Origin of the sequence: Crenalkalicoccus roseus (assembly GCF_004761865.1) — a bacterium.
In the GTDB taxonomy this organism is placed as follows: Bacteria; Pseudomonadota; Alphaproteobacteria; order Acetobacterales; family Acetobacteraceae; genus Crenalkalicoccus; species Crenalkalicoccus roseus.
Genome location: NZ_SJDM01000042.1, coordinates 1 through 20879 on the forward strand (window position 1 = coordinate 1; position 20879 = coordinate 20879).

Consider the following 20879-nt stretch of genomic DNA (forward strand, 5'->3'; position numbering starts at 1 on the left):
GGGCGGGCGGCCGCCGCACAGGGCGCGGCGGCGAAGCGGCGGGGCGCGGCGGCGGCGGAGGGGCGGGAAGCGCGGCGGCCGGGGGCGCCGGCGCGGGCGGTTCCGGCACCGGGCGGCGGAAGGCGACGGTGCCGGGCAGCTCCACCACCGCGAGGTGCTCGCGGAAGGCGGGGTTCGGCTCGGCATGACCGAGCAGCATCCAGCCGCCCTTCGACAGCCGCTCGCCGAGCGCGCGGACGACGCGCCGGATCGTCCCCGGGTGGAAGTAGATCAGCACGTTGCGGCAGAGGATCAGGTCGAACTCCGCCATCTGCAAGGGCGTGGTGCCGTCGAGCAGGCTCAGCAGGTTGTGGCGCTCGAAGCGCACCAGGGCGCGGTGCTGCGGCCGCAGCACCCAGCCGCGCCCGTCCGCCGCCGGCAGGAAGTCCCGCGCCCGCTCCGCCTCGGGGATGGCGCGCAGCGCCCAGGCGCCGTAGCGCGCGCGGCGCGCCGCATCGAGGAAGGCGAGGTTGATGTCGGTGCCGAGGACGGAGACGCTCCAGGCGCCGATCTCCTCGCCGAGCAGGCGGCGGAGCAGGATGGCGACGGAATAGGGTTCGGCGCCGGTGGCGCAGCCCGCGCTCCAGACGCGCAGGCGCCGCCGGGCGCGGTTGGCCGCGATCAGCTCCGGCAGGATGGTGTCGCGCAGCGCGTCGAACTGCTCCGCGTAGCGGAAGAAGAAGGTCTCGCCGATGGTGATCTCGGCCTCCAGCGCCGCCCACTCGGCCTCCCCCGCCGCCGGATCGTCGAGGCGCGCGAGATAGGCGGCGGCGTCCCGCGCGCCGGTGGCGTGGAACCGCCGCAGGAGGCGCTCCCACAGTGCCGCGTCCTTGTCCTGGTAGTAGAAATGGCCGGTGCGGGCGATGATGCGCTCCTTCAGCCGCCGGAAGGCCTCGTCCGGCGCGGGGTCGGGGCGGGTCACGCCGCGCCGGGCTCCCATTCCCGCAGCCGCGCCGCGGCGGCGCGGGCAAGGTCGGCGAGCGCCTCGCGCTCGCGCGCAAGCAGGATCCGCCCGGCATCCAGCAGGTGGATCAGGCCGCCGCCCTCCTCCTCGATCTCCGCCTCCACGCAGCCGTTCAGCGTCTCCCCCCGCGCCACGGGGCGCAGCCGCTCCGGCGCCACCGGCGCCGCCTCCAGCACCCGCGGCACCCGCAGCGCCACCGGCCCGCCGCGCAGCAGAATCAGGTGGTGGTAGAGCCGCGCCTCCGGCCCTTCCTCCGCCTCCCCGGCCCCGGGCAGGAGCAGCGGCGCGAGCGGCACCACGGCGATCGCCTCCCCGCCGAGGTTCATGAGCCCCTCGACGCAGCGCGGCGCCCCGGGCGGGCGCCACAGGCGCGGCAGCGGCAGCAATTCCCGCACCTCGGCCTGGCGCAGCGCGCAGCGCGTCGCGCCGAGGGCGAACACCACGACCGGCAGGGGCGCGGCGGCGGACCGGGGGAGGGCGGAGGCGGTCACGCGCGGGCGGCGGGTGCGCCGGGGCGGCGGCTCGGCCGCGCGGAAGGGGCGGGGGCGGGATCCATGGCGGCGTATAGCGCTGTAGCAGAAGCCCCGCCGCCCTGCCACCGCGCGGCCCGGGCCCTCACGCCTTCCGCTCCCAGCCGCGCGGCCCCTGCTGCCAGTAGCTGAGCGCGTGCCCCGCCTCCTTCGCCGCTGCCCAGCGCCGCCGCGCCGCCGCCACCGCCGCCTCGTCATTGCCGTCGAACAGGTCGAGCACGCGGTCGAACAGGGAAAGGCGCGCGCTCTCCGCCCCGTCCACCAGGAACAGGTAGCGCGCGCCGTTCGGCGCGCCGGCCTCGCCCACATCCTGCGTCGTCAGCCAGATCGGCTGCAGCTCGGCATGGCCCGTGGCCGGCGTGCCGTGCGGCAGCCAGTCCGGGTCGGGGCAGAGCCAGAGCGCGGCGTCCAGCGCGGCCAGGCGCTCCTCGCCGCCGCACAGCACCAGCGCCCGCCCCTGCTGCTGCAGCACGCGGCCGAGCAGCCGGGGCAGGGCCTGCTCCAGCGGCGTGCGCGTCAGGTGATAGAAGCCGATCTCCGCCATCGCCCGCTCAGTGCCGGTCGGGGTCCTCGAAATACATCGCCATCAGCGCGTCCAGAAGCCGTGCGCCGAAGCCGCTCGGCCCCTTCGGGCCGAGCGGCTCCTCCTCCGCGCGCCGCGCCGCCCCGGCGATGTCGAGATGCGCCCAGGGCACCCCGCCCGCGAATTCGCGCAGGAAGGCGGCGGCGTGGCAGGCATCGGGCAGGAGGCGGCCGGTGGCGCACTGCCTGAGGTCGGCGATGTCGCTGGCGAGGTCCTCGCGGTGCCGCGCGCCGATGGGCAGCGGCCAGACGGGCTCGCCCACCGCCTCTCCCGCCGCCGCCACCTGCGCGAGCAGCGCCGCGTCGGTGCCGAACAGCGCCGCGCGGTGGTGGCCAAGCGCGGTCACCGCCGCGCCGGTCAGGGTGGCGAGGTCGAGCATCGCCGCCGGGGCGAAGCGGGTGCGCGCGTAATGCAGCGCATCGGCCAGCACGAGCCGCCCCTCCGCATCCGTGTCCACCACCTCCACCGTGCGGCCGGAGAGGGTGGCGAGCACGTCGCCCGGGCGGTAGGCGTCGGCGCCGATCGCGTTCTCCGCCAGCGCCAGCACCGCCACCGCCGGGGCGGGAGAGCGGCGGAGCGCGAGCGCCAGCATCGCGCCCGCGCAGGCGGCCGCGCCCGCCATGTCGCCGCGCATCGCCTCCATCCCCTCGGCGGGCTTGAGCGAGAGGCCGCCGGTGTCGAAGGTGATGCCCTTGCCGATGAAGGCCACGGGCGGGGCGGCGAAGCTGCCGCGCCAGCGCAGCACGGCGAGGCGCGGCGGGTGCGCGGCGGCCCGCCCGACCGCGAGCAGCGCGCCGCAGCCCGCCCGCGCCAGCCGCTTGCGGCCGAGCACGTCCACCGCGATGCCGTGCTCGGAGAGCGCCTCCAGCCGCGCGGCGAACTCCCGCGTGGTCAGGCGGTTGCCGGGCTCGGCGGTGAGGTCGCGGGCGAGCAGGCAGCCGCGCGCCGCCGCCTCGGCCCGCGCCCAGAAGGGCGCCGTCGCCGCCGGGTCGTCGACCAGCAGGTCGAGCGCGGCGAGGGGCGCCTCCTCCGTGCGCGTCCGCCAGCGGTCGGGGCGCCAAGCGCGCAGGCAGGCGCCGGCGGCGAGCGCGGCGGCGGCCGCGGGCGGCAGGCCGCGCGCGTCGAGGGCGAGGCGCCGTGCCCCGCAGGCCAGGGCCGCCGCGGCGGCGCGGCCGCCCGCCGCCTCCCATCCGGTGGCGTGGCGCGGCGCGCCGGCGCCGATCAGTAACACCCGCCCCTCCGGCCCCGGCAGGTCCAGCACCTGCCCCACGCCGCCGGTGAAGCGGGCGGCGGCGGCGGCCCGGGCGAAGCGCGGCGGCACCGCCCCCTGGCGCACCGGCATGGCGCGCGGGTCCGCCGCCCCGTCCCGCTCCGCGCGGCGCAGCCGGACCCGCAGCATGGGGCGCGCCGTCAGCCCTCGTAGTGCTCGGCCACCAGGCGGTCGAGCAGCCGCACGCCGAAGCCGGTCGGTCCCTTCGGCGCCAGCGGCAGGTCCTTCTGCGCCCAGGCCGTGCCGGCGATGTCGAGATGCGCCCAGGGCATCGGCCCTTTCTTGGTGTTGACGAAGCGCTGCAGGAACTGCGCCGCGGTGATCGAGCCGCCGGGCCGCCCGCCGACGTTCTTCATGTCGGCGATGTCGGATTTGAGCTGCTTGTCGTAGGCCTCGCCGAGCGGCATGCGCCAGCACGCCTCGCCCACCGCGCGGCCGGCGGCCTCGATGCGCTGCGCCAGCTCGTCGTCGTTGCTGAACAGGCCCGCATGCTCGTGGCCGAGGGAGATGATGATGGCCCCGGTCAGCGTGGCGAGGTCCACCATGAAGCGCGGCTCGAACCGCTCCTGGCAGTACCAGAGCAGGTCGGCGAGGACGAGGCGGCCCTCGGCGTCGGTGTTGATCACCTCCACCGTCTGGCCGGAATAGGTCTTCACCACGTCGCCCGGCCGCTGCGCGGTGCCGGAGGGCATGTTCTCCACCAGCCCGACCATGCCGACCGCGTCCACCCTGGCGCGCCGCCCGGCCAGCGCCGCCATCAGCCCGACCACGGCGCCGGCGCCGGCCATGTCGTACTTCATCTCCTCCATGCCCTGGGCCGGCTTGATGGAGATGCCCCCGGTGTCGAAGGTGACGCCCTTGCCGATGAAGGCGACCGGCCGGCCGCGCCTGCCCTTGCCGTTGCCCGAGGCGCCGTTCCAGCGCATCACCACCACGCGCGGCTCCCGCGCGCTGCCCTGCGCCACGCCGAGCAGGGCGCCGAAGCCGAGCTTCCTCATCTCCTTCGGGCCCAGCACCTCGACCTCGACGCCGTGCTTCTCGAGGCCGCGGCAGCGCTCCGCCATCTCCTCCGGGCCGAGCACGTTGGGCGGCTCCGCCACCAGCTCGCGCGCCAGCGCCACGCCGTCGGCCGCCGCGCGCATCGGCATCCAGGCCGCCTTGGCGGCGGCGGTGTCGGCGGTGGCGATGGCCACGCGCTCGAGCTTCGGCTTGTCCTCCTCCTTCTCCTGGGTGCGGTAGCGGTCGAAGCGCCAGGCGCGCAGCGTGAGGCCGAGGGCGAGGCCGGCGGCGAGCGCGGGCGGCAGCCCCTCCGCCGCCACCAGCGCCTCGCGCTCCTGCACGATCAGGGGGGCGATGGCGCCGCCCGCCGCCTCCGCTCCCTCGGGGGTCACCTCGCCCGGCTTGCCGAGGCCGATGGCGACGACGCGGGAGAGGCCCGCGCCCGGCGCCCAGATGGTGCAGGACTGGCCCTTGCGGCCCTTGAAGGCGGCCGCCTCCAGGGCGCGGGAGACGGCGCCGCCGGTGGCCTCGTCTGCGGCACGGCGCAGGTTGTCGTTCCACGCCGCGCCTTCCGCCGCTTCGGGCAGCGGCAGCACCAGCGCCCCGCTGCGCGGCAGGGCGGGCTTGACGAAGGCGATGTCGGGCATGGGGGCTCCTGTCTCGGCTGCGCTCCGGCGGGCAATCTACCAGCGTGGCGCGGCGCGGCCAGGGTGCGGCGCTCAGGCGGCGGCCTGGCGGCTGCCCTCCCCCTCCGTGCGCATGGCGGCGAGGAAATGGTCCACCTCCTGGCGCAGCCTGGCGGAAACGTGCGCCACCTCATCAGCGGCCGAGAGCACCGCATCGCTGGAGCCACGTGCCCCCTCCGCAACGTCCGAAACCTCGCACATGGCGCGGGTGGCGGTTTCGTTCTGCCGGGCCACGGTCTGCACGCTGGCGGCGATCTCGCGCGTCGCCGCGCCCTGCTCCTCCACCGCCGCAGCGATCGTCGCGGCGACCTCGCTGACGCGGCCGATCGCCTCACCCACCTCACGCACCGCACCCACCGCTTCCCCGGTCGCTTCCTGGATGGCGGCGACCTGGACGCCGATCTGCTCGGTCGCCTTCGCGGTCTGGGCGGCAAGCGCCTTCACCTCTCCGGCCACCACGGCGAAGCCCTTTCCCGCCTCTCCGGCGCGCGCCGCCTCGATGGTGGCGTTGAGGGCGAGCAGGTTGGTCTGCCCCGCAATGTCGGCGATCAGCCGCACCACCTCTCCGATCTGGCCTGCCGCCTCGGACAGGCCGCGCACCGTCGCATCCGTGGCCCGGGCGCGCTCCACCGCCGCCTGCGCCGCCTGGGCCGCCTGCGCCACCTGGCGGGTGATCTCGCCGATGCTCGCGGTCAGCTCCTCGGCGGCGGCGGCGACGGCGCCGAGATTGCGTGCGCTCTCCTCGGCGCCGGAGGCGGTGGAGGCAGCGCCCTCGCGGGTGTGGCGGACCGCCTCCGCCATCTTCTCCGCCGCTTTGCGCATTGCCTCGGCCGACCCGCCAAGCGTCGCCATGACGCCGGAGATGGAGGCGCCGAACTCCTGGATGTGGCGTTCCATCGCCGCCTGGCGGCGGTCGCGCGCCGCGCGCTCGGTGGCGGCGGCGGCCTCCAGGCGGCGCTTCTCCAGCCCCTGGGCGCGAAAGGCTTCCAGCGCGCGCGCCAGCACGCCCACCTCGTCCGCGCGCCTGGTGCCGGGCACGGCGGAGTCGAGATCCCCCTCTGCCATGGCGGCGGTGGCGGTGGTGAGGGCGGCGAGGGGCCGGGTGATCCCGCGGGCGATCAGCCAGGCCAGCAGCCCGACCAGCAGCCCCACCACCGTGACCACGAGAAGCGCCTCCCGGATGTCGTTCGCCTGAGCGGCGCGCAGATCGTCCACATAGACGCCGGTGCCGATCACCCAGCCCCAGGGGGCGAAACCCCGGACGTAGGAGAGCTTCTCGACCGGCTGCTGCGCGCCGGGCCGCGGCCAGAGGGAGCCGACCACGCCGCTCCCCTCGCGCCGTACCGCATCGACAAAGGCTGCAAACAACCGGAAGCCGTTCGGATCCTTGAAATCCGACAGGTCCTTGCCCTCGAGGTCGGGGCGGAAGGGGTGCATCACCATCCGCGGCGCCATGTCGTTGATCCAGAGATACTCCTCGCCACGGTAGCGGATGGCGCGGATCGCCTCGATGGCGGCACGCTGCGCGGCTTCGCGCGTCTGGCGGCCGGCGCGCTCCTCCGCCTCGTAATGGGCGGCGATGGCGAGGGCGCTGTCGGTGATGCCGGTGAGCAGCGCGATCCGGTGCTGCTCCTCCTCCCGGACCTGGACCCAAGCCTTGAAGCCGACGGTGGCAAGCACGCCGAACAGGGCGACGAGGGTGATGCCGTGGATGCGCAGGGCGATCGGCCACTGCCGCAGGCGGTGGAGGAGGGCGGTCATGGTTGCGGGGTCCTGGTTCGCTGTCCTGGCGGCGGCATCGCCGCGGGGGCGGGGTTTGCACGCATTTCGTTGTGAATTCCTTTTGATCCTTCGGGCTTGCCCCCGGCCGCGCCCGGCGCCACACCCCCGCCATGGACGACGACGCGCTGCTCGACCTCGCCGCCGGCCTCGCCCGCCGCGCGGCGGAGGCCATCCTCGCCATCCGCCGCGCCGGCTTCGCGGTGGACCGCAAGACCGACCGCAGCCCGGTCACCGAGGCCGACCGCGTCGCCGAGGCGCTGATCGTCGAGGGGCTGCGCGCCGCCACCCCGGACATCGCGGTGATCGCCGAGGAGGAGGTGGAGGCCGGCATCGCCCCCGCGCCGGGCGAGCGCTTCTGGCTGGTGGATCCGCTGGACGGCACGCGGGAATTCGCCGCCGGCTTCGACAGCTTCACCGTCAACATCGGCCTGGTCGCGGGCGACCGCGCCGTGCTCGGCGCCGTCGCCGTGCCGGTGACCGGCGAGCTGTTCGCCGGCCGCCAGGGCGCCGGCGCCTGGAAGGAGGATGCGCGCGAGGGGCGACGCGCCATCGCCGCCCGCGCCCTGCCGCCGGAGGGGGCGGTGGTGCTGGCCAGCCGCCACTACTCGGACGACCCGCGCCTCGACGACTTCCTGGCCGGGCGGCGCGTGCAGCGCGTGGAGAAGCTCGGCTCGGCGGTGAAATTCTGCCGCGTGGCGGAGGGCGTGGCCGACCTCTACCCGCGCTTCGGCCGCACCATGGAATGGGACACCGCGGCGCCGCAGGCGGTGGTGGAGGCCGCCGGCGGCACGGTGCGGGGCTGGGACGGCGCGCCGCTGCGCTACCGCAAGCCGGGCTGGGCCAATGCCGGCTTCCTCTGCGCCGGCCGGGGCGGCGGGGGGTGACGCGGCTCCTGCCGCCCGGGGAGGTCGGGCGCGCCGCGGCGCTGCTGCGCGAGGGCGCGCTGGTCGCCTTCCCGACCGAGACGGTCTACGGCCTCGGCGCCGATGCGCGGAACCCCCGCGCCCTGGCCGCGGTGTTCGAGGCCAAGGGGCGGCCGCGCTTCAACCCGCTGATCGTCCACTACCCCGAGGCCGGGGCCGCCTTCGCCGAGGTGGCGGCGGAGGGCCGTGCCCGCACCCTCGCCGCGCGCTTCTGGCCGGGGCCGCTGACCCTGGTGCTGCCGCGCCGCCCGGGCTGCGGCGTGGACCTGCTGGCGAGCGCGGGGCTGGAGACGCTGGCGGTGCGCGTGCCCGCCCATCCCCTGGCGCTCGCCCTGCTGCGCGCGGCGGGGGTGCCGGTGGCCGCGCCCTCGGCCAACCGCTCCGGCGCGGTCAGCCCGACCACGGCGGAGCATGTGCTGGAGGGGCTCGGCGGGCGGATCGCGGCGGTGCTGGATGGCGGCCCCTGCCCGGTCGGCGTCGAATCCACCGTGCTCGACCTGAGCGGGGAAGAGGCGGTGCTGCTGCGGCCGGGAGGCGTGCCGGTGGAGGCGATCGAGGCCGCGATCGGCCCGGTCGCGCGCCGCGCCGCGGCGGTGGAGGGGGGGGAGGGGCTGCGCTCGCCCGGCCTTCTCGCCTCGCACTACGCGCCCGGCCTGCCGGTGCGGCTGGAGGCGCGGGAGGCGGCGCCGGACGAGGCGCTGCTCGCCTTCGGGCCGGCCCCGTCGGGGGCGGCGGTGACCTGGAACCTCTCCGAGCGGGGCGACCTGGCGGAGGCCGCCTCGCGCCTCTTCGCCGGGCTGCGCTGGCTGGATGCGGAGGGCACGCGGCGCGGCTGCGCGCGCATCGCGGCGATGCCGGTGCCGCGCACGGGGCTCGGCCTTGCCATCAACGACCGCCTGGCGCGCGCCGCGGCGCCGCGCCCGGGCCTACTCCACCCGCAGCGCCGCCCGTAGCGCGCTGAAGCCCGCCGGATCCGACAGCGCGGCGAGGCGCCCGGCGGCCAGCGTGGCGTAGCGCAGCAGCAGCGCACGGCGGCGCGCCGGGGCCAGGGGATGCGCCGGCGCCTCGCGCAGCAGCGCCGCCTCCGCGCCCTCGGCCGCCACCACCAGCCCGGTGTCCTCCGGCAGCAATTCCTGCGGGAAGTCGGTGTCCACGGCGAAGTAGAGCCGGTCGCAGTAGTCGCGGTATTCCGGCCACTTGCCGTCCGAGAGGAAGTCGCGGGCGCAGGACTTCACCTCGATCGCGGCAAAGCCGCCATCGGGCAGCAGGGCGAGGATGTCGGCGCGCCGCCCGTTCGGCAGCGGCACCTCCTGCACCGGCGCCCAGCCGCGCAGCGCGCAGAAGCGCATGGCGGCGCGGCAGACCAGGGCGGTGCGGGCGGCGGGGGGAAGAAGCTGGTTCACGCAAAATCCATTCCCAGGCGCCGGAACATCTGGTCAAGAGGCGACGATGCTGCCATGGTGCGCCGGGATACATGCTGTTTCATGGTCGCAACACGCTTCGCCGTCGCCATCCACATCCTGCTCCTGATCGCCAGCGACACCGCCGATGAGGCCACCAGCGCGCGCATGGCGGTGAGCATCGGGACCAACCCCGTGGTCGTCCGGCGCATCGCCGGCCATCTGGCGCGCGCCCGCCTGATCTCGGTGCAGCGCGGCCCGGGAGGGGCGGCGCTGGCCCGCCCCGCCGCCGAGATCACGCTGCGCGACGTCTGGCGCGCCATCCATCCGGAGAAGGACAGGCTGATCCGGGTGCATGGGCGCGCCAGCAAGGCCGACCCGATCGGCCGCCAGGTGCCGGAGCTGCTGCGCCAGCGCTTCGACCAGGCCGAGGCGGCGATGCTGCGCGACCTTGCCACCACCACCATCGCCGACCTCCTGGCCAGGATGGAGCCGGCGCGGCAGGTGGCCTGACGCCCGCGGGCACCCCATACCGGCGGCACCGGTCCTCGACCGGTGCCGAGGCCGCGGATGCGGCCCGCGGCTCCTGCCGCGCCCTTGCCCGGATGCGTGACGCATCCGGGCCGTCGGCCTCAGCCGGCCAGGGCGTCGATCGCCCGCGCCAGCTCGACGTCGCGCCTGCTCAGCCCGCCGGCATCGTGGGTGGTGAGCACGATCTCCACCCGGTTCCACACATTGCGCCACTCCGGGTGGTGGTCCTGGCGCTCCGCCAGCAGCGCCACCCGGGCCATGAAGCCCCAGGCCTCGCTGAAGTCGCGGAAGCGGAACTCCCGCCGGATCGCGTCCCGCCCCTCCACCATCCGCCATTCCGGCAGCGTCTCCGCCAGGCGGGCGCGGGACGCCGCGTCGAGCCGCTCCACCATCCTTGCTCTCCTTCTCCCTTGACGCCGGGCGCGGGGCGGCGTGGTTTGCGCCCATGCGCCACACCACGCCCCCCAGCCTGGACGACATGGTCGAGATGGCGGAGGCGGCGCTCGCCGCCATCCCCGAGGAGCTGCGCGACCTCGTGCGCGGTGCCGCCATCGTGGTGGAGGAGGCGCCGGACGAGGAGACCCTGGCCGAGATGGGGCTCGACAGCCCCTGGGAGCTGACCGGCCTCTACCGCGGCACGCCGCTCACCCAGAAGAGCGCCATGGACGTGCCGCGCGAACCCGACACCATCCTGCTGTTCCGCGAGCCCATCCTGCTCGAATGGATCGAGACCGGGGAGGACCTGTTCCGCCTGGTACGCAACGTGCTGCTGCACGAGATCGGCCACCATTTCGGCCTCTCCGAGGAGGACATCGAGCGGCTGGAGCGGGAGCAGTAGGGCCGGTCGCGGAGGGGAGAAACGGCCGGCGGCGCGATGCCGGGCCCCGCGGACCGCGGCCGGCCCGCCCGCGGACGCCGGCGTACCCCTCCACCGGCCGCTTCTACGGCACCCCCCTGATCGCGCCGGCAGGCACCGCCGCGCCCAGCGCCAGCGCCGCCGCGGCGGCGGAGGCGATGCCGGCCACCGCCCAGCGCCCCTCCGCATCGCGGGCCAGCAGCGGCGCGCCGCTCGCCCCGCGCGTGCCGGCGCAGTCGTGCAGCAGCAGCGGCAGGCCCGCGGCGTCGCGCCCCAGGCCGAGGACGCGGCAGGCGGTGTCGGCGAGCAGCGCCTCCGGCCGGTCCTGCTGGTAGCCGGCGAGGGCGAGCGGCATGCGCGGCGCCGGCGCCTCGCGCAGCAGCGGCAGGACGCGGTCGGGCGCGCCCACCGTGCGCTCCAGCGTCAGCACCGCCCAGTCCGCGCCCGCCGGGCGTCGCGCCGCCGGATCATAGCCCTCGCCGATCCGGTAGGCGGCGGCGCGGGCATGCGCCGCCCAGCCGCCGAGGTGATAGCCGAGCAGGAAATGCACCGCCCCCGGCCGCACCAGCCGCCCGGTGCGCGGCGCCACCAGGCAGTGCGCCGCGGTCAGCACGGTGCGCGGGCCGACCAGCACGCCGGTGCAGCGCCCGCCGGCCTCGGTCTGCACCCGGCCGAGGGCGCGCCAGGGCTCGGCCGCGTGGTCCACGGGCCGGCGCGGATCGGCGGCGCCGATGCCGGGCAGCGCCGGCCGCTCCTGCCCCCGCGCCGCCGGGGAGGCGCCGAGGAGGAGCAGGGCCGCCAGCCCGGCGCGCGCGGCCTTCCCGCCCGGCCGCCGCGCCGTCATGCCGGCCGCGCGAGGTCCCGGCCCGGGGCGGCGGGCGCGGCCGCCCATGCCGGGCCTCGTCACGGCGGGTTCCCGGCACCAGGCCACGCAGAAGGCCGGGACCTGCCGTACCAAGCGTCAGTGGCCGTGCCCGCCCGGTTCCCGCGCCCCGGCGGCGGCGATGGCGAGCGGCACCTCCACCTCGCCCGCCCGCTCGAAGCGCAGCGTCACCGGCACCGTCTCGCCCTGGTGCAGCGGGCGGAGGAGGCCGATCAGCATCAGGTGCAGCCCGCCCGGGCGCAGGGTGACGGTCTCGCCGGGGGGGATCTCGATCGCCGGCACCTCGCGCATGCGCATCACCTCGCCTTCCCGCTCATGGGTGTGCAGCTCCACGCGCCCGGCGGCGGGGCTGGCGGCGGCGACCAGCCGGTCGGCGGCGGCCCCGCGGTTGGCGATGGCAAGGTAGCCGGCGCCGCTCCCGCCCTGGGGGGCGGCGCGGCTCCAGGCGCGGGTGATGACGAGGTCGCCGATGCGGATCTCCTCCGCCCGGGCGGTCCGGCCGAGGGGAAGAAGGGCGGCGGCACCGAGCAGGGCGCGGCGGGTGGCGGCGATGCGACGGATCATGGTTCGGCTCCTCCGGCGCGGCGGGGCCGTCGCGGCGCCGGCGGGCCGCCCGGCCCGCCGGGACGGCCGCCTGATAGGCCGGGGGGCGCGCGAAGGGAACACCCCGGCGATCCCGCCTTCGCGGATCGGGCGATGGAGCATGTTCCGTTCATCCCGGCTCACGGAAAACGCTCCAGCTCGTTGAATGTGCGGCCTTCTTCACCCGTCCAGGGGGGGGACACCTGAACGGGATCTGCTCTAGCGCACCCAGTCGCCGGGGCGGAACACCCAGGCCTCGCCGCGCCGGTCCCAGCGCGGCGCGGCGTAGCGCCAGCCGGGCCGCTCGCGCAGCCACCGCCCCTCTACCCAGACATAGCGGCGGCCATCCCACTGCCAGTATCCGGGGGCCCAGACATGGCCGCGCCGGGGCGGCGGGGGCCGGCGCGCATGGCGGGGCGGCGGCGGCGGGGCGTGGCGCGGGGGCGGGCCGTGGCGGTGCTCGCGCGCCTCGGCCTCGGCCGCGAGACTCATCGTGCCCCCTGCGGCCAGCAGCGCCGTGGCGAGGGTGGACAGCAGGTCTCGACGCTTCATCGCTTCGTCTCCCGGCGGGAACCGAGCCAAGGCTCGCCCCGCCGCGTGACGCCTTTGTGGCGGCCCGGCTTGCCGCGCGTGAAGAAGCGTAACGGCCGGATACGCGGCGTCAGGCCAGCGCGTACTCCACCTCCGGCACATAGACCGCCTGCTCCTTGCCGAGGTGCGAGGAGTAGAGGGTGAAGCTCTCCACCATCACCGGCGGGGCGCGGAACAGGTTGTGCGCCTGCACGAAGGCGATCAGCTTCTCCGGCGCCGCCTTGTCGGTGCGCGCGAGCGTGACGTGCGGGGCGAAGCGCCGCCGCTCCGGCTCCAGCCCGGCGCGCTGCAGCGCCGTCTCCACCTTGCCCTGCAGGAAGGCGAGGCCCTCGGTCCGCTCCGCCCCGACCCAGAGGGCGCTGATCTTCCCGCCGCGCTCGAAGGTGCCGAGGCCGCGCAGCGAAAGCGCGAAGGGCCGGGCGCGGATGGTGGCGAGGGCGTCGTCCACCTCCTGCGCCCGCCAGGGCTCGACCTCGCCGATGAAGCGGAGCGTCAGGTGGTAGTTCTCCGGCGGCACCCATTTGGCGCCGGGGATGCCGCCCGAGAGGGCGGCGAGCCGCCCCCTCACCTCGGCGGGAAGGGGGAGGGCCACGAAGAGGCGCAGCATGTCGGTCTCCTCAGCCCGGGCCGGGCACGCGATCGAGCAGCGCCTCGACCGCGGGCAGGATGCGGCGGACGATCTCCTCCACCCCCTGCGCGTTGGGGTGGATGCCGTCCGCCTGGTTCAGCGCCGGATCGGCGGCGACGCCCTCCAGGAAGAAGGGATAGAGCAGCACCTCCGGCCGCTCCTCCGCGAGGCGCCGGTACACCCCGGCGAATTCGCGCCCGTATTCGGCGCCGAGATTGGGCGGGGCGAGCATCCCGGCGAGCAGCACGGGGATGCCGCGCGCCGCGAGCCGGTCCAGGATGGCGGCGAGGTTGGCGTGGGTCTGCGCCGGGTCGAGCCCGCGCAGCCCGTCATTGCCGCCGAGCGTGACGATCGCCGCCTGCGGCCGGTCGGCCAGCGCCCAGTCGAGCCGCGCAAGCCCGCCCGCCGTGGTGTCGCCGGAGACGCCGCCGTCGAGCACCCGCACCGCCCGCCCCCGCGCGCGCAGCGCCGCCTCGAGCCGCGGCACGAAGCCCTGGCCGGCGGGCAGGCCGTAGCCGGCCGTCAGGCTGTCGCCCAGCGCGAGCAGGCGCAGCGGCTCCGCTCCCCCGGCGCGGGGCGGCAGGAGCATGACGAGGCCGAGCCATGCCTTCCCGAGGGCGGCGCGCCGACCATATCGGCAGGCAACCCGGAAAACCCTCGCCGCCATGGATGATGCCGTCCCCAGCCAGTCCCGAACGCTGCCCGATCGCCGGGCCGCCGATCCCCTCATCGCCGCGCGGGACCTGCGGTTCAAGGTGGTCGGGCCGGCGGGGGAGGTCAACATCCTCCGCGGCCTCGACCTCGCCGTCCGGCCGGGGGAGACGGTGGGGCTGGTCGGCCCCTCCGGCTCCGGCAAGACCTCGCTGCTGATGCTGCTCGCGGGCCTCGAGCGGCCGAGCGGCGGGGCGCTCCGGGTCGCGGGGCACGACCTCGCGGCGATGGGGGAGGACGCGCTGGCGCGCTTCCGGCGCGAGACGGTGGGCATCGTGTTCCAGGCCTTCCACCTGGTGCCGACCATGACCGCGCTCGAGAACGTGGCGGTGCCGCTGGAATTCGCCGGGCGGGCGGACGCCTTCCTCCGCGCCGAGGCGGCGCTCGCCGCGGTCGGGCTCGGGCATCGTCTCGGGCACTATCCGGGCCAGCTCTCGGGGGGCGAGCAGCAGCGCGTGGCCCTGGCGCGGGCGACGGTGGCCGAGCCGCCGCTGCTGCTGGCCGACGAGCCGACCGGCAACCTCGACCGCGCGACCGGCGGGCAGGTGATGGACCTGCTGTTCGGCCTGCACGCGCGCCTCGGCACCACGCTGCTGCTGATCACCCACGATCCCGCGCTTGCCGCGCGCTGCGGGCGGGTGGTGCGGATGGAGGACGGGCGGATCGTGGACGACGGGATGCGCGGCTGAGCGGCGGCTCAGGCCGGGCGCGGCTGGGGCGCCGGGGCGGGCGGCGGCGAATCCGGCGCCTCCGCCGGCGCCGCCGCGGCCAGGGGCGGCGCGGGGGGCGGGTCCGCCGCGGCGTGCTCCAGCATGCGGTGGGCGATCTCGCGCTCGCCCATCACGATCAGGCTGGCGCCGAGGGCGGAGAGGTGCTCGACCTCGGCGTCGGAATGGGCGCGCACGATGATCTCGATCGCCGGGTTGGCGGCGCGCGCCTGCTGCACCACCTGCCCCGCCTCGAAGGCTTCCGGGATGGTGACGAAGAGGCGCCGCGCCGCGGGCAGGTTGGCCAGCCGCAGCACCTCCGGATCGGCGGCGTTGCCGACGACGACCTCGGCCCCGGCCTCCTGCGCCGCCGCCACCGCCCGCGCGCCCTCCTCGAACACCAGCAGCGGCCGCCCCGCCGCCCGCAGCCCGGCGCCGACCAGCGAGCCGACGCGGCCGTAGCCGACCAGCACGTCATGGCCGGCGAGGGCGGTCGGCTCCGGCCGCTCCTCCGGCGCGGGCGCGGGGGGCGGCGGGGCGGGGGGCGCCGCCACCACGGGGCCGGGCGCGGCGTCCGGCGCCGCGACCCGCGCGGCGGCCGGCGCGGCCGGGGAGGGCGCGCGCACGATGCGCGCCCGCCCCCGCTCCAGCGCCGCGAACAGGAAGGGGTTGAGCAGGATCGAGAGGATCGCCCCGGCGAGGATCAGGTCCCGCCCCTCCGCCGGCAGCATGCCGAGCGAGACGCCGAGCGCGGCGAGGATGAAGGAGAACTCCCCGATCTGCGCGAGGCTCGCCGAGATGGTGAGGCCGGTGCCCCAGGAATGGCCGAAGGCGCGCACGATCAGCAGCGCGGCGAGCGACTTGCCGAGCACGATGATCGCCAGCGTCGCCAGGATGGCGAGCGGGGCCTGCACCACGATCCGCGGGTCGAACAGCATGCCGACCGAGACGAAGAACAGCACCGCGAAGGCGTCGCGCAGCGGCATCGCCTCCTCCGCCGCGCGCTGGCTGAGCTGGCTCTCGGACAGCACCATGCCGGCGAAGAAGGCGCCGAGGGCGAAGGAGACGTCGAACAGCGCCGAGGCGCCGTAGGCGATGCCGAGCGCCACCGCGTAGACCGCGAGGCGGAACAGCTCGCGCGAGCCGGTGTGCGCCGCGTAGTGCATCACCCACGGGATCACCCGCCGCCCGGCCACCAGCATCACCGCGACGAAGGCGGCCACCTTGGCGAGGGTCAGCGCGACCAGGCCGGCGAAGCCGCCGATGCCGGTGGCGGCGCCGACGGCGAGCGCGGCGCCGATCGCCGGCAGCAGCACCAGGGCGAGGACCATCGCCAGGTCCTCGACGATCAGCCAGCCGACGGCGATGCGCCCGCGCTCCGTCTCCAGGATCCGCCGCTCCTGCAGGGCGCGGATCAGCACCACGGTGCTGGCCACCGACAGCGCCAGGCCGAACACCAGCCCCGCCCCGACATCCCAGCCGAAGCTGAGGCCGAGGCCCATGCCGAGCAGCGTCGCCACCGTGATCTGCGCGATCGCCCCGGGCAGGGCGATGGCGCGCACCGCCATCAGGTCCTTGGGCGAGAAGTGCAGCCCGACCGCGAACATCAGCAGGATGACGCCGATCTCGGCGAGCTGGTGGGCGAGGTCCTGGTCGGCGACGAAGCCCGGCGTGAAGGGCCCGACGGCGATGCCTGCGAGCAGGTAGCCGACCAGGGGGGAGACGCGCAGCCGGTGCGCGGCGAGGCCGAACAGGAAGGCCAGGGCGAGGCCGATGGCGATGGCGGCGATCAGCGGCGTGTGATGCTCGGGCAAGTGTCTCTCCTGCCATCTCTTGGGGGTCATGCCCCGGAAGGCGGCCTGGGAGGCGATCGCCGCTTTCGACGTTTTTAGTCGCTATTGACGCTTGGCGCAAGCTTGCCCATCTCTGCGACGCCATGCCGATCTCGCCCGCCCAGTGCCGCGCCGCCCGGGCCCTGCTGGGTTGGACCCAGGCCGAGCTGGCGGCGCGGGCCGAGGTCAGCCCCGGTACCGTCCGCGGCTTCGAATGCGGCCGCCACGATCCCCACCGCGCCACCGCGGCGGCGCTGCGGCGCGCGCTGGAGGAGGCGGGCGTCGCCTTCCTCGACCCCGACGAAGGGGGCGGGGCGGGCGTGCGGAAGCGGTGCTAAAGCGGATCCCCCTCAGGCGGATCCGCCCGCGCGGATCAGGCGCTAGCGCCAGCCGGGCAGGCGGAGCCGCCGGGGCGGCGGGCGGTTGGGGGTAAGGCCGCGCAGCAGGAGCGGCAGCAGCAGCCCCCCGGCGAGCCCCGCCGCGGCGCGCAGCAGCGCCGGGTCGAAGGCCGGCACCCGGGTGCGGGAGCGGTGGCCGAAGCGGCCCTGCGCCCCCTGCCCGTCCGGCGCCGGGGCGAACAGGTTGTCCGGCCGGGGGCGCTCCGGCTCTTCGGTCATCTGCCCGTCATAGGCCTGGCGGGCGAGCATGCGGTCCATCAGCCCCGGCGCCAGCATGGCGCCGAGGATCACCTGCAGGCTCGGCCAGCCCACCCACAGCTCGCGCGGGGCGGCGAGCGCCGCCTGCACGATCCGCTCCGCCACCGGCCCCGGCTGGTGGATCGGCGGCACCGGCTGGGCGCGGCGCGGCATGTGGCTGCGCGACCAGTCGAATTGCGGGGTGTTCACCGCCGGGAGCTGCACCATGGTCAGGCGGATCCGGCTGCCCTCGCGCAGCAGCTCGCTGCGCAGGGAGTCGGTGAAGCCGCGGATGGCGAATTTGGCGCCGCAATAGGCGGCCTGCAGCGGAATGGCGCGGTAGCTGAGGGCGGAGCCGACCTGCACGATGGTGCCGCGGTCGCGCGGCCGCATATGGTCGAGCGCGGCGAGCGTGCCGTGGACGGTGCCGAGATAGGTCACCTCGGTGACGCGGCGGAACTCCTCCGGCGTGATGTCCCGGACCTTGGAGAAGACGGTCGCCATGGCGTTGTTGACCCAGACGTCGATGCCGCCGAGGCTGCCCGCCGCGCGGTCGGCGGCGGCGCGGAGCGCGGCGGCGTCGGCCACGTCGGCCGGCAGCGCCAGGGCCTGCGGCGCGCCCGCCGCCTCGGCCTCGCGCCGCGCCGCTTCCAACCGCTCCGCGCCGCGGGCGATCAGCGCCACCCGCCAGCCGCGTCGGGCGAAGGCGTTCGCGGTGGCGCGCCCCACCCCGGCCGAGGCGCCGGTCACCACCACGGTCCCCGGCCGCGAAGCCTGCTCCTTGGGCATGATCCCTCCTGCGCCGCAGGCAAGCCGAACACGCGGGCGCCGGGGCGGTTGCGGGGCGCGCCGGGGAATGCGCGCGCCTTGAAGGGCGGCGCCGCGGCGGCTATCTGGGAGGATCAACCAGGCGGGCGCGCCGGCTGCTGGCGGCGCGCCGGAAAGGCAACGGGTTCGTCATGGCGCGCGTCACCGTCGAAGACTGCATCCTCAAGGTTCCGAACCGCTTCGAACTGGTGCTGCTGGCGGCGCAACGGGCCCGCAACATCAGCCGGGGCGAGGCGCTGACGCTCGATCGCGACAACGACAAGAACCCGGTGGTGGCGCTGCGCGAGATCGCCGAGGGGACGGTGGACCTCGGCGGGCTGGAGGCCGACCTCGTCAAATCCCTGCAGCGGGCGCCCGAGCCCGAGCCGGCGGAGGAGGAGGTGCTCGACCTCATCGCCACGGACGAGAACATCTTCGGCGTCATGGACGTCAATGAGCAGCTTCCGGCCGACGGGACCCAGATCGAGGAGATGTCGCCCGAGGACATCGAGGCGGCGATCGCGGCCGAACTCGGCGGCGGGGGGCGCCGCTAGCCTGTCCGTGGCCGGGAGGGGCGCCGCCCCGCACCCACCCGCCCGCCCGCCCGCGCGGAGCCGGCCCTCGCGGCCGGCCGTGCCCGCCCCATGACCGGGGAGGTGGCCCACGCCCCCGAGGGGGCGGCGGTCGGCGCCCCCCTCGCCCCGCCGCCGGGGCTTGAGGAGGCCCGGGCCCTCGCCCGCCGGGTCGCCGCCTACGACCCGCGCGCCGACCTCGACCTGCTCGAGCGCGCGGCGGAGACCGCCGCCCACGCCCATGCGGGCCAGACCCGCGAGAACGGCGAACCCTACATCACCCACCCGATCGCGGTGGCCGAGATCCTGGCCGGCTACCGCCTCGACGCCGCCTCCATCGCCACCGCCCTGCTGCACGACGTGGCGGAGGACACCGCCACCGGGCTGAAGGAGATCGAACGCCGCTTCGGCGCCGAGATCGCCCGGCTGGTGGACGGCGTGACCAAGCTCTCCCGCCTGGAGCTGCAGAGCGAGCGCACCAAGCAGGCGGAGAATTTCCGCAAGCTGGTGCTGGCGATGAGCGAGGACATCCGCGTCCTGCTCGTCAAGCTCGCCGACCGGCTGCACAACATGCGCACGCTGCACTTCGTGCCGCAGCCGGAGCGGCGGCGGAAGACGGCGCGCGAGACGCTCGAGATCTTCGCCCCGCTCGCCGAGCGCATCGGCATGGACGCCCTGAAGACCGAGCTGGAGACGCTCGCCTTCCAGGAGCTGAACCCGGAGGCGCGCCAGACCATCGCCGCGCGCCTGACCTTCCTGCGCGGCCAGGGCGCCAACCTCATCAAGGAGATCGAGCAGGACCTGCGCCGGGTGCTGGCCGAGCACGAGGTGCCGTTCCTCGACGTGACGGGGCGGGAGAAGTCGCCCTACTCCATCTGGCTGAAGATGCAGAAGAAGAACGTGACCTTCGAGGCGCTCTCGGACGTCATGGCCTTCCGCATCATCGTCCCCGAGAAGGCGCACTGCTACGCCGCGCTCGGCGCCGTGCACGCCGCCTACCGCGTGGTGCCGGGCCGGTTCAAGGACTACATCTCGACGCCCAAGAGCAACGGCTACCAGTCGCTCCACACCGGCGTGACGGTGCCGGAGCGGCGCAACGCCAAGATCGAGGTGCAGATCCGCACCCGCGAGATGCACGAGGTGGCGGAATACGGCGTCGCCGCGCACTGGATCTACAAGCAGGGGGAGGAGCTGCAGAAGGAGCGCCGCCGCTACCCCTGGGTGCGCGCCCTGCTCGACATCCTGGAGAACGCCGAGGGGCCGCAGGACTTCCTCGAGCACACCAAGCTCGAGCTGCACCGCGACCAGGTGTTCTGCTTCACCCCCAAGGGGGATCTCATCGAGCTGCCGCGCGGCGCGACGCCGGTGGACTTCGCCTACGAGGTGCACAGCCAGGTCGGCGATTCCTGCGTCGGCGCCAAGGTCAACGGCAAGATCGTGCCGCTGCGCACCCAGCTCGAGAACGGCGACCAGGTCGAGATCATCACCGCCCGCGGCGGCACGCCCAACCCGAACTGGGAGCGCTTCGTCGTCACCGGCAAGGCGCGCGCCCGCATCCGCCGCTTCGTCCACGCCCGCCAGCGGGAGGAGAACCAGCAGCAGGGCCGCGCCGCCATCGCCAAGGCGTTCCGCCAGGAAGGGCTCGACTTCTCCGAGAAGCTGCTGGAAGGCGCGGTGAAGGCGCTGAAGCAGCCGGGCCTCGACGAGCTCTACCTCGCCGTCGGCAGCGGGCAGATCCCGGCGCGGGAGGTGCTGCACGCCGCGGTGCCGGAGCACAGGAGCCCGCCGCGCGTCGCCGGCCCGCCACCGCTGGTGCGCCCGCGCGGCCGGCTCGGCCAGGGGCCGGCCGCGGCCCGCGGCGCCGAGCGCCCCGGCGGCCCGCGCATGCCGGTGACCGGCCTCGTCAGCGGCATGCCCTATCATTTCGCCGGCTGCTGCCACCCGCTGCCGGGGGAGCGCATCATCGGCATCGTCACCACCGGCCGGGGCGTGACCATCCACGCCGCCGACTGCCACATGCTGGAGAGCTTCGCCCAGACGCCGGAGCGCTTCCTCGAGATCGACTGGGAGGAGGCGGGGGCCATCCGGCACACCGCGCGCATCCTGGTGCAGAGCCGCGCCCGCCCCTCCGCCCTCGGCGGCCTCGCCGAATCCGTCGCCCAGCAGGACGGGCTGGTCTCCGGCCTCAAGGTGCTGCGCCGCGACGCCGACGGCTTCGAGATGGCGCTCGACGTGGAGGTGACGGATCTGCGCCACCTCGAGCGCATCATGGCCTCGCTCCGCGCCTCGCCCGAGACGATGCGGGTGGAGCGGCTGCGGAGCTGATCCCGCCCGGGCGCCCTTCCTTGACACCCCCCGCCCCGGAAGG

At 75.9% G+C, this 20879-nt stretch carries 23 protein-coding genes; 8 read left to right on the forward strand and 15 right to left on the reverse strand.

Annotation, left to right across the window (positions count from 1 at the left end):
* From ET526_RS17510 to ET526_RS17535, 6 genes are all read right to left on the reverse strand, one after another.
* A partial coding sequence (locus tag ET526_RS17510) for a CheR family methyltransferase (protein WP_240048455.1) occupies nt 1-961 on the reverse strand: 961 nt, incomplete at its 3' end.
* Nucleotides 958-1494 (reverse strand): chemotaxis protein CheW, encoded by a 537-nt coding sequence (locus ET526_RS21765; RefSeq protein WP_240048456.1) that lies wholly within the window; start codon nt 1492-1494, stop codon nt 958-960. The genes ET526_RS17510 and ET526_RS21765, both read right to left, overlap by 4 nt.
* 124 nt (nt 1495-1618) lie before the next feature.
* Nucleotides 1619-2077, reverse strand: a complete 459-nt coding sequence (locus ET526_RS17520; protein ID WP_135469508.1) for a DNA polymerase III subunit chi — start codon at nt 2075-2077, stop codon at nt 1619-1621.
* Between the two features lie 7 nt (nt 2078-2084).
* A complete protein-coding gene (locus ET526_RS17525) occupies nt 2085-3515 on the reverse strand; it encodes a leucyl aminopeptidase family protein (RefSeq protein ID WP_135469511.1) in 1431 nt (476 codons plus the stop codon).
* A gap of 11 nt (nt 3516-3526) precedes the next feature.
* Nucleotides 3527-5032: a leucyl aminopeptidase gene (locus tag ET526_RS17530; protein ID WP_135469516.1), complete on the reverse strand. Its 1506-nt coding sequence runs from the start codon at nt 5030-5032 to the stop codon at nt 3527-3529.
* A 72-nt stretch (nt 5033-5104) separates the two neighbouring features.
* Nucleotides 5105-6832 (reverse strand): methyl-accepting chemotaxis protein, encoded by a 1728-nt coding sequence (locus ET526_RS17535; protein ID WP_135469520.1) that lies wholly within the window; start codon nt 6830-6832, stop codon nt 5105-5107.
* 131 nt (nt 6833-6963) lie between these two features.
* Between ET526_RS17535 and cysQ the strand changes: the two genes are divergently transcribed.
* Nucleotides 6964-7737 carry a 3'(2'),5'-bisphosphate nucleotidase CysQ gene (cysQ, locus tag ET526_RS22155; protein WP_135469523.1) on the forward strand — a complete coding sequence of 258 codons (774 nt, stop codon included), beginning with the start codon at nt 6964-6966 and terminating at the stop codon, nt 7735-7737.
* On the forward strand, nt 7734-8729 hold the full coding sequence (locus ET526_RS17545) for an L-threonylcarbamoyladenylate synthase (protein WP_135469527.1): 996 nt from the start codon (nt 7734-7736) through the stop codon (nt 8727-8729). Before cysQ ends, ET526_RS17545 begins: the two co-directional genes overlap by 4 nt.
* Here the strand turns inward: ET526_RS17545 and ET526_RS17550 are convergent.
* Complete coding sequence (locus ET526_RS17550; protein ID WP_135469530.1) at nt 8703-9179, reverse strand: MmcB family DNA repair protein; 477 nt, start codon at nt 9177-9179, stop codon at nt 8703-8705. The two genes, ET526_RS17545 and ET526_RS17550, sit on opposite strands and share 27 nt — an antisense overlap.
* A gap of 81 nt (nt 9180-9260) precedes the next feature.
* Between ET526_RS17550 and ET526_RS17555 the strand changes: the two genes are divergently transcribed.
* Nucleotides 9261-9689 carry an Rrf2 family transcriptional regulator gene (locus ET526_RS17555; RefSeq protein WP_135469533.1) on the forward strand — a complete coding sequence of 143 codons (429 nt, stop codon included), beginning with the start codon at nt 9261-9263 and terminating at the stop codon, nt 9687-9689.
* Nucleotides 9690-9808: 119 nt separating this feature from the next.
* Here the strand turns inward: ET526_RS17555 and ET526_RS17560 are convergent, their stop codons facing one another.
* Entirely contained in the window at nt 9809-10099 is a 291-nt protein-coding gene (locus ET526_RS17560) for a 4a-hydroxytetrahydrobiopterin dehydratase (protein WP_135469536.1), read from the reverse strand.
* A gap of 53 nt (nt 10100-10152) precedes the next feature.
* Here ET526_RS17560 and ET526_RS17565 point away from each other — a divergent pair, with 53 nt between their 5' ends.
* Nucleotides 10153-10545, forward strand: a complete 393-nt coding sequence (locus ET526_RS17565; RefSeq protein ID WP_135469541.1) for a metallopeptidase family protein — start codon at nt 10153-10155, stop codon at nt 10543-10545.
* Between the two features lie 103 nt (nt 10546-10648).
* Here the strand turns inward: ET526_RS17565 and ET526_RS17570 are convergent, their stop codons facing one another.
* The 5 genes from ET526_RS17570 to ET526_RS17590 form a co-directional block, all read right to left on the reverse strand.
* Nucleotides 10649-11470 carry a trypsin-like serine peptidase gene (locus ET526_RS17570; protein ID WP_240048457.1) on the reverse strand — a complete coding sequence of 274 codons (822 nt, stop codon included), beginning with the start codon at nt 11468-11470 and terminating at the stop codon, nt 10649-10651.
* Nucleotides 11471-11524: 54 nt separating this feature from the next.
* On the reverse strand, nt 11525-12010 hold the full coding sequence (locus ET526_RS17575; RefSeq protein WP_135469543.1) for a copper chaperone PCu(A)C: 486 nt from the start codon (nt 12008-12010) through the stop codon (nt 11525-11527).
* A gap of 237 nt (nt 12011-12247) precedes the next feature.
* Entirely contained in the window at nt 12248-12580 is a 333-nt protein-coding gene (locus tag ET526_RS17580; protein ID WP_135469548.1) for a YXWGXW repeat-containing protein, read from the reverse strand.
* Nucleotides 12581-12689: 109 nt separating this feature from the next.
* The gene (thpR, locus tag ET526_RS17585) at nt 12690-13226 is read right to left on the reverse strand and encodes an RNA 2',3'-cyclic phosphodiesterase (protein WP_135469551.1); all 537 of its coding nucleotides are present in this window, start codon (nt 13224-13226) and stop codon (nt 12690-12692) included.
* Between the two features lie 10 nt (nt 13227-13236).
* Nucleotides 13237-13836 carry an arylesterase gene (locus ET526_RS17590; RefSeq protein ID WP_135469555.1) on the reverse strand — a complete coding sequence of 200 codons (600 nt, stop codon included), beginning with the start codon at nt 13834-13836 and terminating at the stop codon, nt 13237-13239.
* 76 nt (nt 13837-13912) lie between these two features.
* Here ET526_RS17590 and ET526_RS17595 point away from each other — a divergent pair, with 76 nt between their 5' ends.
* The gene (locus ET526_RS17595) at nt 13913-14647 is read left to right on the forward strand and encodes an ABC transporter ATP-binding protein (RefSeq protein ID WP_135469558.1); all 735 of its coding nucleotides are present in this window, start codon (nt 13913-13915) and stop codon (nt 14645-14647) included.
* A gap of 8 nt (nt 14648-14655) precedes the next feature.
* Here the strand turns inward: ET526_RS17595 and ET526_RS17600 are convergent, their stop codons facing one another.
* The gene (locus ET526_RS17600; protein WP_135469561.1) at nt 14656-16479 is read right to left on the reverse strand and encodes a cation:proton antiporter domain-containing protein; all 1824 of its coding nucleotides are present in this window, start codon (nt 16477-16479) and stop codon (nt 14656-14658) included.
* Between the two features lie 122 nt (nt 16480-16601).
* Between ET526_RS17600 and ET526_RS17605 the strand changes: the two genes are divergently transcribed.
* Nucleotides 16602-16835, forward strand: a complete 234-nt coding sequence (locus ET526_RS17605; RefSeq protein WP_135469564.1) for a helix-turn-helix domain-containing protein — start codon at nt 16602-16604, stop codon at nt 16833-16835.
* A 42-nt stretch (nt 16836-16877) separates the two neighbouring features.
* Here the strand turns inward: ET526_RS17605 and ET526_RS17610 are convergent, their stop codons facing one another.
* Nucleotides 16878-17921, reverse strand: coding sequence for an SDR family oxidoreductase (locus tag ET526_RS17610; RefSeq protein ID WP_135469567.1), 1044 nt, complete (start codon nt 17919-17921; stop codon nt 16878-16880).
* Between the two features lie 170 nt (nt 17922-18091).
* Between ET526_RS17610 and rpoZ the strand changes: the two genes are divergently transcribed.
* Both rpoZ and ET526_RS17620 read left to right on the forward strand, forming a co-directional pair.
* Entirely contained in the window at nt 18092-18493 is a 402-nt protein-coding gene (rpoZ, locus tag ET526_RS17615; RefSeq protein ID WP_135469570.1) for a DNA-directed RNA polymerase subunit omega, read from the forward strand.
* 90 nt (nt 18494-18583) lie between these two features.
* Nucleotides 18584-20836: a RelA/SpoT family protein gene (locus tag ET526_RS17620; RefSeq protein ID WP_135469573.1), complete on the forward strand. Its 2253-nt coding sequence runs from the start codon at nt 18584-18586 to the stop codon at nt 20834-20836.
* The last annotated feature ends 43 nt before the right edge of the window (nt 20837-20879 follow it).

Excerpts from the sequence above, each read along its gene's own strand:
- ET526_RS17590 (WP_135469555.1), bottom strand. The coding sequence starts at position 13,836 with ATGCTCCTGCCGCCCCGCGCCGGGGGAGCGGAGCCGCTGCGCCTGCTC.
- ET526_RS17620 (WP_135469573.1), top strand. The coding sequence starts at position 18,584 with ATGACCGGGGAGGTGGCCCACGCCCCCGAGGGGGCGGCGGTCGGCGCC.
- ET526_RS17525 (WP_135469511.1), bottom strand. The coding sequence starts at position 3,515 with ATGCTGCGGGTCCGGCTGCGCCGCGCGGAGCGGGACGGGGCGGCGGAC.
- ET526_RS17520 (WP_135469508.1), bottom strand. The coding sequence starts at position 2,077 with ATGGCGGAGATCGGCTTCTATCACCTGACGCGCACGCCGCTGGAGCAG.
- ET526_RS17565 (WP_135469541.1), top strand. The coding sequence starts at position 10,153 with ATGCGCCACACCACGCCCCCCAGCCTGGACGACATGGTCGAGATGGCG.
- ET526_RS17535 (WP_135469520.1), bottom strand. The coding sequence starts at position 6,832 with ATGACCGCCCTCCTCCACCGCCTGCGGCAGTGGCCGATCGCCCTGCGC.
- ET526_RS17595 (WP_135469558.1), top strand. The coding sequence starts at position 13,913 with ATGGATGATGCCGTCCCCAGCCAGTCCCGAACGCTGCCCGATCGCCGG.
- cysQ (WP_135469523.1), top strand. The coding sequence starts at position 6,964 with ATGGACGACGACGCGCTGCTCGACCTCGCCGCCGGCCTCGCCCGCCGC.
- ET526_RS17560 (WP_135469536.1), bottom strand. The coding sequence starts at position 10,099 with ATGGTGGAGCGGCTCGACGCGGCGTCCCGCGCCCGCCTGGCGGAGACG.
- ET526_RS17555 (WP_135469533.1), top strand. The coding sequence starts at position 9,261 with ATGGTCGCAACACGCTTCGCCGTCGCCATCCACATCCTGCTCCTGATC.
- ET526_RS17530 (WP_135469516.1), bottom strand. The coding sequence starts at position 5,032 with ATGCCCGACATCGCCTTCGTCAAGCCCGCCCTGCCGCGCAGCGGGGCG.
- rpoZ (WP_135469570.1), top strand. The coding sequence starts at position 18,092 with ATGGCGCGCGTCACCGTCGAAGACTGCATCCTCAAGGTTCCGAACCGC.
- ET526_RS17580 (WP_135469548.1), bottom strand. The coding sequence starts at position 12,580 with ATGAAGCGTCGAGACCTGCTGTCCACCCTCGCCACGGCGCTGCTGGCC.
- thpR (WP_135469551.1), bottom strand. The coding sequence starts at position 13,226 with ATGCTGCGCCTCTTCGTGGCCCTCCCCCTTCCCGCCGAGGTGAGGGGG.
- ET526_RS17575 (WP_135469543.1), bottom strand. The coding sequence starts at position 12,010 with ATGATCCGTCGCATCGCCGCCACCCGCCGCGCCCTGCTCGGTGCCGCC.
- ET526_RS17610 (WP_135469567.1), bottom strand. The coding sequence starts at position 17,921 with ATGCCCAAGGAGCAGGCTTCGCGGCCGGGGACCGTGGTGGTGACCGGC.
- ET526_RS17605 (WP_135469564.1), top strand. The coding sequence starts at position 16,602 with ATGCCGATCTCGCCCGCCCAGTGCCGCGCCGCCCGGGCCCTGCTGGGT.